At 67.9% G+C, this 6,747-nt stretch carries 8 protein-coding genes; 7 read left to right on the top strand and 1 reads right to left on the bottom strand.

The annotated features are described in order from the left end of the window. The first annotated feature begins 73 nt into the window (after positions 1-73). The 5 genes from ACR9ZJ_RS18535 to ACR9ZJ_RS18515 all read left to right on the top strand — a co-directional run bounded on the left by ACR9ZJ_RS18535 (position 74) and on the right by ACR9ZJ_RS18515 (position 4,096). Positions 74-1,111 (top strand): agmatine deiminase family protein, encoded by a 1,038-nt coding sequence (locus ACR9ZJ_RS18535; RefSeq protein WP_481288588.1) that lies wholly within the window; start codon positions 74-76, stop codon positions 1,109-1,111. Positions 1,112-1,156: 45 nt separating this feature from the next. Then, entirely contained in the window at positions 1,157-2,047 is an 891-nt protein-coding gene (locus ACR9ZJ_RS18530; protein WP_481279907.1) for a carbon-nitrogen hydrolase, read from the top strand. 26 nt (positions 2,048-2,073) lie between these two features. After that, on the top strand, positions 2,074-3,309 hold the full coding sequence (locus ACR9ZJ_RS18525; protein ID WP_481288587.1) for a TraB/GumN family protein: 1,236 nt from the start codon (positions 2,074-2,076) through the stop codon (positions 3,307-3,309). Positions 3,310-3,407: 98 nt separating this feature from the next. Then, the gene (locus ACR9ZJ_RS18520; RefSeq protein ID WP_306850501.1) at positions 3,408-3,728 is read left to right on the top strand and encodes a c-type cytochrome; all 321 of its coding nucleotides are present in this window, start codon (positions 3,408-3,410) and stop codon (positions 3,726-3,728) included. A gap of 17 nt (positions 3,729-3,745) precedes the next feature. Continuing rightward, positions 3,746-4,096 (top strand): c-type cytochrome, encoded by a 351-nt coding sequence (locus tag ACR9ZJ_RS18515; protein ID WP_371023219.1) that lies wholly within the window; start codon positions 3,746-3,748, stop codon positions 4,094-4,096. A 13-nt stretch (positions 4,097-4,109) separates the two neighbouring features. On the opposite strand, the gene ACR9ZJ_RS18510 is transcribed toward ACR9ZJ_RS18515, so the two are convergent. Continuing rightward, on the bottom strand, positions 4,110-4,703 hold the full coding sequence (locus ACR9ZJ_RS18510) for an NfuA family Fe-S biogenesis protein (RefSeq protein WP_481279905.1): 594 nt from the start codon (positions 4,701-4,703) through the stop codon (positions 4,110-4,112). A 116-nt stretch (positions 4,704-4,819) separates the two neighbouring features. Here ACR9ZJ_RS18510 and ACR9ZJ_RS18505 point away from each other — a divergent pair, with 116 nt between their 5' ends. Further along, the gene (locus ACR9ZJ_RS18505; RefSeq protein WP_481279904.1) at positions 4,820-5,161 is read left to right on the top strand and encodes a 4a-hydroxytetrahydrobiopterin dehydratase; all 342 of its coding nucleotides are present in this window, start codon (positions 4,820-4,822) and stop codon (positions 5,159-5,161) included. Position 5,162: 1 nt separating this feature from the next. Continuing rightward, positions 5,163-6,668 (top strand): CPBP family intramembrane glutamic endopeptidase, encoded by a 1,506-nt coding sequence (locus tag ACR9ZJ_RS18500; RefSeq protein ID WP_481288586.1) that lies wholly within the window; start codon positions 5,163-5,165, stop codon positions 6,666-6,668. The last annotated feature ends 79 nt before the right edge of the window (positions 6,669-6,747 follow it).

Genomic DNA, 6,747 nt, shown 5'->3' with positions numbered 1-6,747 from the left:
AGATGTGTATATGAGACAGCGGTAACCGGGAACCCTTACAATAGCCGGCTTCCCTCGCTGCCCTGCCCTCGCCATGACCGACCGTTCTTCCTACCGCCTGCCCGCCGAATGGGAGCCGCAGGCCGGCGTGCTGATCGCGTGGCCGCACGCGGGCACGGACTGGGCCGATCGCCTGGACGGCGTCGAGACCACCTACGTCGCCCTGGCCACCGCGGTGACCCGTTTCGAACCGCTGCACATCGTGGTCGCCGATGCGGCCCTGCGCGAACGCGCCCGGCTGGCCATCGAAAAGGCCGGCGCCGACATGGCCCGCGTGCACTTCATCGAATTGCCTTACGACGACACCTGGCTGCGCGACTCCGGCCCGATCACGCTCACCGGCGCGGACGGCGTTCTGCTCAACGACTACCGCTTCACCGGTTGGGGTGGCAAGTTCGGTGCGGAACGGGACGACGCGCTGATTTCCGGCTTGCTGGAGCGCGGCGTCCTCGCCGGCCTGCCGCACAAGCGCATCGACTGGGCCCTGGAGGGCGGCGGCATCGAGAGCGACGGCCGCGGCACCATCCTCACCACCTGGAAGTGCCTGCACCAGCGCCATCCTGACCTTTCCCGCGAAACGATGACGGATACCCTCGCCACCACCCTGCACGCGGATCGCGTGCTGTGGCTGGAGCACGGCTATCTTGAAGGCGACGACACCGACGCCCATATCGACACCTTGGCGCGTTTCTCCGAGGACGGCGGCATCGTGTACCAGGCGTGCGACGACGAGAGCGATCCGCATTTCGAGGAACTGGACCAGATGGCCTCGGAACTGGCCGAGTTGCGGACACCGGAGGACAAGCCCTACCCGCTGCATCCGCTGCCGTGGGCCCGGCCGATCATCGACGAGGGCCGCCGCCTCGCGGCTTCCTACGCGAATTACCTGATCGTCAATGGCGCCGTGCTGGTCCCGGCCTACGGAGACCGTGTCGACGACGAGGCGGCGCGGATCATCGGATCGGCGCATCCGGGCCGCGAAGTGGTCCAGGTGCCGTGCCGTCCGCTTATCTGGCAGAACGGCAGCCTGCATTGCATCACCATGCAGCTGCCCGCGGCGATCAGCCGGTAATCCACCCATGCATGCGCGGCGGGTGCCGCGCGAGGAAAGACGTCCATGACCCGCAAGACCCTCAAGGTCGCCCTCCTCCAGGAAACCGACCGTGGCAGCCGCGACGCCAACCTCGATGCCATCGAGGCGGGACTGCGTGAGGCCGCGAAGGCCGGCGCGGAACTCGTGCTGTTGCAGGAACTGCACAACGGCCCGTACTTCTGCCAGCGCGAGAGCGTCGAGGTATTCGACCTCGCCGAGACCATTCCCGGTCCGGGCACCGATCGCATCGGCAAGCTCGCCGAGGAACTCAAGCTCGTGGTCGTCGCTTCGATCTTCGAGAAGCGCGCCACCGGCCTGTACCACAACACGGCCGTGGTCTTCGACCGCTCCCGCGAGATCGCCGGCAAGTACCGCAAGATGCACATTCCCGACGATCCGGCGTTCTACGAGAAGTTCTACTTCACGCCGGGCGATCTCGGTTTCGATCCCATCCAGACCTCGGTCGGCAAGCTCGGCGTGCTCGTGTGCTGGGACCAGTGGTACCCCGAAGCCGCGCGCCTGATGGCGCTGGCCGGTGCCGACCTGCTGTTCTATCCCACCGCGATCGGCTGGGACCCGAACGACTCCGACGAGGAGAAGGCCCGCCAGCGCGAGGCATGGATCACCGTGCAGCGCGGCCATGCCGTCGCCAACGGGCTTCCGCTGCTCTCGTGCAACCGCACCGGTTACGAGGCCGATCCCTCCAACGTCGGCAGCGGCATCCAGTTCTGGGGTTCGAGCTTCGTCGCCGGTCCGCAGGGTGAGTTCCTCGCCCAGGCCGGCACCGACGGGCGTGAGCTGCTGGTCTGCGATGTCGACATGGAACGCAGCGAGCATGTGCGCCGCATCTGGCCTTTCCTGCGCGACCGTCGCATCGACGCTTACGGCGACCTCACCAAGCGCTTCCGCGACTGATCTCACCCCCAAGGACCACCGAGCGAATGATTCCGGCCGAGAACGACGTCACCCTGCCCGCCGCCCTGGAAGGCCAACCCATCGAGCGCATGACGCGCGAAGGCGTCGAGTACGTCATCCTTGGCACGGCGCATGTGTCGCGCGCCAGCGTGCAGGCGGTGGATGCGCTGCTGGAAACCGAGCACTTCGACGCCGTGGCGGTGGAGCTGTGCCCGAGCCGCGCGCACGGCATCCGCGATCCGGAAGCGTTCAAGCAGATGGACCTCTTCCAGGTCATCCGCCAGGGCAAGGCAGGCATGGTCGCGGCCAGCCTGGTGCTCGGCTCGTTCCAGAAGCGCCTGGCCGCGCAGTACGGCATCGAGCCCGGCGCCGAGATGAAGGCCGCGATGGACGGCGCCGACGCGCGAGGCATTCCGGTGTGGCTGGTCGACCGCGAAGTGGGCACGACGCTCAAGCGAGCGTGGCGCAGCGTGGGTTTCTTCCAGCGTTTCGGCTTGATGGCCGGCATGCTCGGCAGCGTGTTCGAGCGCGAGGAGATCGCCGAGGCCGACATCGAGAAGCTGAAGCAGGCCGACTTGCTCGAAAGCGCGTTCAGCGAATTCGCCAGCGGCTCCGCGCCGCTCTACCACGCACTCATCGCCGAGCGCGACGAATTCATGGCGGCGAAGCTGCGCGAGAACGGCGCGGCGATGGACCCCTCGGCGCCCAGCCGCAAGGTACTCGTCGTCATCGGCGCCGGTCATCTCAAGGGCATGAGCGCCCAGCTGGCGGATCAGCACGGGGACGCACGGGCGCTCGCCGACGATCTCGCGGTCACGCCACCCGCGTCGAAATGGCCGAAAATTCTTGCCGTCGCGCTCGTGCTGGGGATCTTCGCCGCGATCGGCTATGCCTTCTATCGCAGTCCGAGCCTCGGCGTGGACGCGCTGAAGAACTGGATCCTGCTCACCGGCGGCCTCTCGGCGCTGGGCGCGCTGATCGCTGGAGCACACCCGTTGTCCATCGTCGCCGCCTTCGTCGCCGCGCCGCTGAAGCCTTTCCGCCCTGGCATTCCGTCCGGTGCGATCAGCGCCATGGCCGAAGCCTGGGTGCGCAAGCCGCGCGTGCTCGATTTCGAACGCCTGCGCGACGACATCACCCACTGGACCGGCTGGTGGAAGAACCGTGTGGCGCGCACCCTGCTCAACTTCTTCCTGGTGAGCATCGGCACCATCGCCGGCGAATACATCGCGGGAATCCACATCATCCGCAGCCTGTTCTGAGGACACCCGCCCCTCCCGAGTTGTCCGCCGTCGCGACACGCCTCTATACTTCGACGGCTATTCAACCCCGGCCCCGCCCGGCACCCAGGGAACACTTAATGAAGCGTCTGCATCTGGTTGGACTGATCGCCGTAGCTCTGTGCGCCGCATCCGCCGCGCATGCCGAAGGGGACAAGGCCAAGGGTCGCACACTCGTCTATACCTGCAATGGCTGCCACGGCGTGCCGGGCTATGCCAACGCATACCCCGAGTACCACGTGCCGCACATCGCCGGCCAGAACGAGCAATACATCGTCAACGCCCTTAAGGCCTACAAGAGCGGCGAGCGCAAGCACCCGACGATGGGCGCCCAGGCGCAAAGCATGTCCGACCAGGAAATCGCGGATATCGCCGCCTACCTTTCCAGTCTCGCCAAGTAAGCCGCCGAGGACGAACGATGATCCGTGGGTTTTCCCTGATTGCCATCGGCGCGCTTCTCGCGCTTGCCGCCACCCAGACCTTCGCTGCCGGCGACCCCGCGCGCGGCAAGACCAAGATCGCCACCTGCGTGGCCTGCCACGGCCAGGACGGCAACGCGGTAGACCCGCAGTACCCGCGCCTTGCCGGCCAGTATGCCGATTACCTCGCGCAGGCCCTGCACGAGTACAAGGACGGCCGCCGCGACAACGCCATCATGAAGGGCTTCGCCGCCACGCTGTCCGACCAGGATATCGATGACGTCTCGGCCTACTTCGCCACGATGCCGACCAAGTTGCAGGGCCTCGAGCACCACATCCAGGGCGAATGACCGCCCTGGCGCCTTATCCGGCCGCGCGGGCGAAGTAGGGCTTCTCGCCCGTCTCGTGGTCGGTGGCGTCGCGTACTTCCGTGATCTCCGGAATACGCTCGCGCAGGGTCTTCTCCACGCCGTTCTTCAGCGTCACGTCGACCATGCCGCAACCGTGGCAACCGCCACCGAAGCGCAGCACGACCACGCCCTCGGCCGTCACCTCCACCAACGAGATACGGCCGCCGTGCGAGGCGATCTGCGGTGCGATTTCCGACTCGAGCACGAACTGCACGCGCTCGACGAGCCCGGCACCCTCGCCCGGCGCCTCGCCCTTGATCCGCGGTGCGCGAATGTTGAGCTGGCTGCCCGTGGGGGTGGTCTCGTAGTCGATGTTGGCGGGATCGAGCCAGCGCATGCTCTCGCCGTCGACGTACAGGTTGAAGCCCTCGCACTCGACCGTCCACTCGTCGCCGGTGAGTTCCGAGGCGCCGCAAAATTCCAGTTCGCACTGCGCGGAGGGCGTACCCGCCGCGACCACGCGCAAGCGTATGCCCAGGCCCTCGTCACCTTGCTGGGCCAGCAGGCGCTGGAAATGTGCCTGCGCGCGTTCGGAAATGTCGATCATGATGGCTCCGGGGTAATCAGCACCATTTTAGTACGCTTTCCAGTTGGGCGTCGTCTTTTGACAATTCAACCGCCAGCGCGGACGCTTCGCGCATTCTCAGGATGGATGGATACACCATGACCCTTTCCCCGCTCGCCACCCGGCACTGCCAACCGCGCAAGGGCGCGGAGCACGCGCTCGACAACGCCGCCATCGACGGTCACCTGGCCAGCCTGCCCGGCTGGACCGTCACCGCCGACGGCAAGGCCATCGTCAAGGATTTCCGTTTCCCCGACTTCCACCACACCCTTGGCTTCATCAACGCGGTGGGCTTCATGGCCAACCAGGAAGACCATCATCCGGACCTGGAAGCGGGCTACGGCCATTGCCAGGTGCTGTGGTCCACCCACGATGTCGGCGGCCTCTCCCTGAACGACTTCATCTGCGCCGCCCGGGTCGAGGCTCTGCTGGACCGCTGAGATGCGCTGGGGCAGCGCTCGTTGGGCGATCCTGGTGAGCGCGATCCTGACGATCGCCTCGCTCTTCGCCTTGCCGCGATTCGCGGCGACCGTGGTGCGTGCGGCGATCGAAAGCGAAAGCGCGACCGATCGAGCCGCCTTCGCCGCGGGTGGGTCGCCTTGGTCATGGCGCTTTCGCGAACGGGACGACGTGGTCGCCGGCCGCGCGTTCGGTGCCGGACGCCTGGAGCTCGCCTTGGACGGACTGGCGTTCAGCGCCACGGATGGTTCCGCCATGGAGATCGGCCTGCCCCTGGCCCGGCCCGCGGACCTGATGCGATTGGACCGGTTACGGCTCCATGCGGAAGCCTCCGCACCGGGCGACTACGCCTGGGTGACCCGGGAAACACTGACCGGCCCGATCCGGCGCGCCACGCTCGGCGCATTGGCCGCCGGTGAACTGCCTGCCTTCCTTCCACTGGATCGCCTCGACTGGACCGACGCAGCGGGACGACCAGTCACGCCGCCCGCCCGTGCGGCCATGCTGCGCCTGGAGGTGAGGCTCCCCACCGCGGCCACGTTCACCCTGCACGAGGCGTCGCTGATAGCCGGAAGCGGCCCGATCCAGCCGCCGGTCGGCGCCCTTCCCGCCCGGCTCTCGGCCGAAGGGTTGCTCGCATGGCGCGACCACGCCCGCGCGGCCGACCCGCTGGTGACATTCGGCTCGGGGACGGTGGCGAGCCCCGCACATGCGTGGCTACCCTGGGTATCCCCCATCGCCTACCTGCTCCTGCTCTGCGCCTTCGTGGGATCGGCCCTGCGGGGACATCGACAGCGGCCCGTTCCGGCCGCGGGCTCGCCTGTAGCGGTGACTCCTGCCGGGACTGCGTCGGCGCCGGCCATCCGCGCGGGCAGCGGCTTCCGTCCTCCCGCCCCTTTGCGCGACCTGATCGACGTCATGCTCGTCCTCATCGGTCCACTCTGGTTCATCGCGGGACTGGGGCTCTCGGACCGGCCGGACCCACCTGGCGTCGTGATGTTCGTGGCGGGCGCGGCCTACGCTTTCTACCTCGATGCCACTCGCGTCCTTCCGCGCTGGCAGTGGTTCGGCACGTGGCGCGCCGCCGGCTGGCCGCTGCTGGCGGTGCCCGCGGCCCTCTGCGTCGTGGTGTTTTTCGGTCACGCCCCTTCGTGGCCGCTACTGGGGCGCGTGGCCGTATACGTCGGCTGGGCCCTGTTCCAGCAGTGGCTGATGCTGGCGGTCGTCGGTGCCTTGCTGGCAAGGGCGCTGCCCCGTCCGCTGGCCGTGTCGCTCACCGCCCTGGCCTTCGCCCTGCTGCATACCCCCAACGGCCTGCTGATGCAGCTGTGCTTCGTGGCCGAATTCGGCTGGGCCTGGTGGTATTTCCACCGCCGCGCCCTGCTGCCCGTGGCGTTGGCGCACGCGCTCAGCGCGGTGCTCCTCCAGGCCGGGCTGGCCGGCGGCCTGCTCAGGTCGCTGGAAGTCAGCGCGAGATTCCTGGGCTAAGTTGGTGGGAGCCGCCCCCCGAGGGGGGGGGGGGGTTGGGGGGGGTTGGCCCCCGGCGCCCGGGGGCCCCCCACGGGGG

It is taken from the genome of Luteibacter sp. KNZ12-1A, assembly GCF_056755675.1.
Note: the sequence above shows the minus strand (reverse complement) of the source record. Positions and strands in the feature narration are given on the sequence as shown.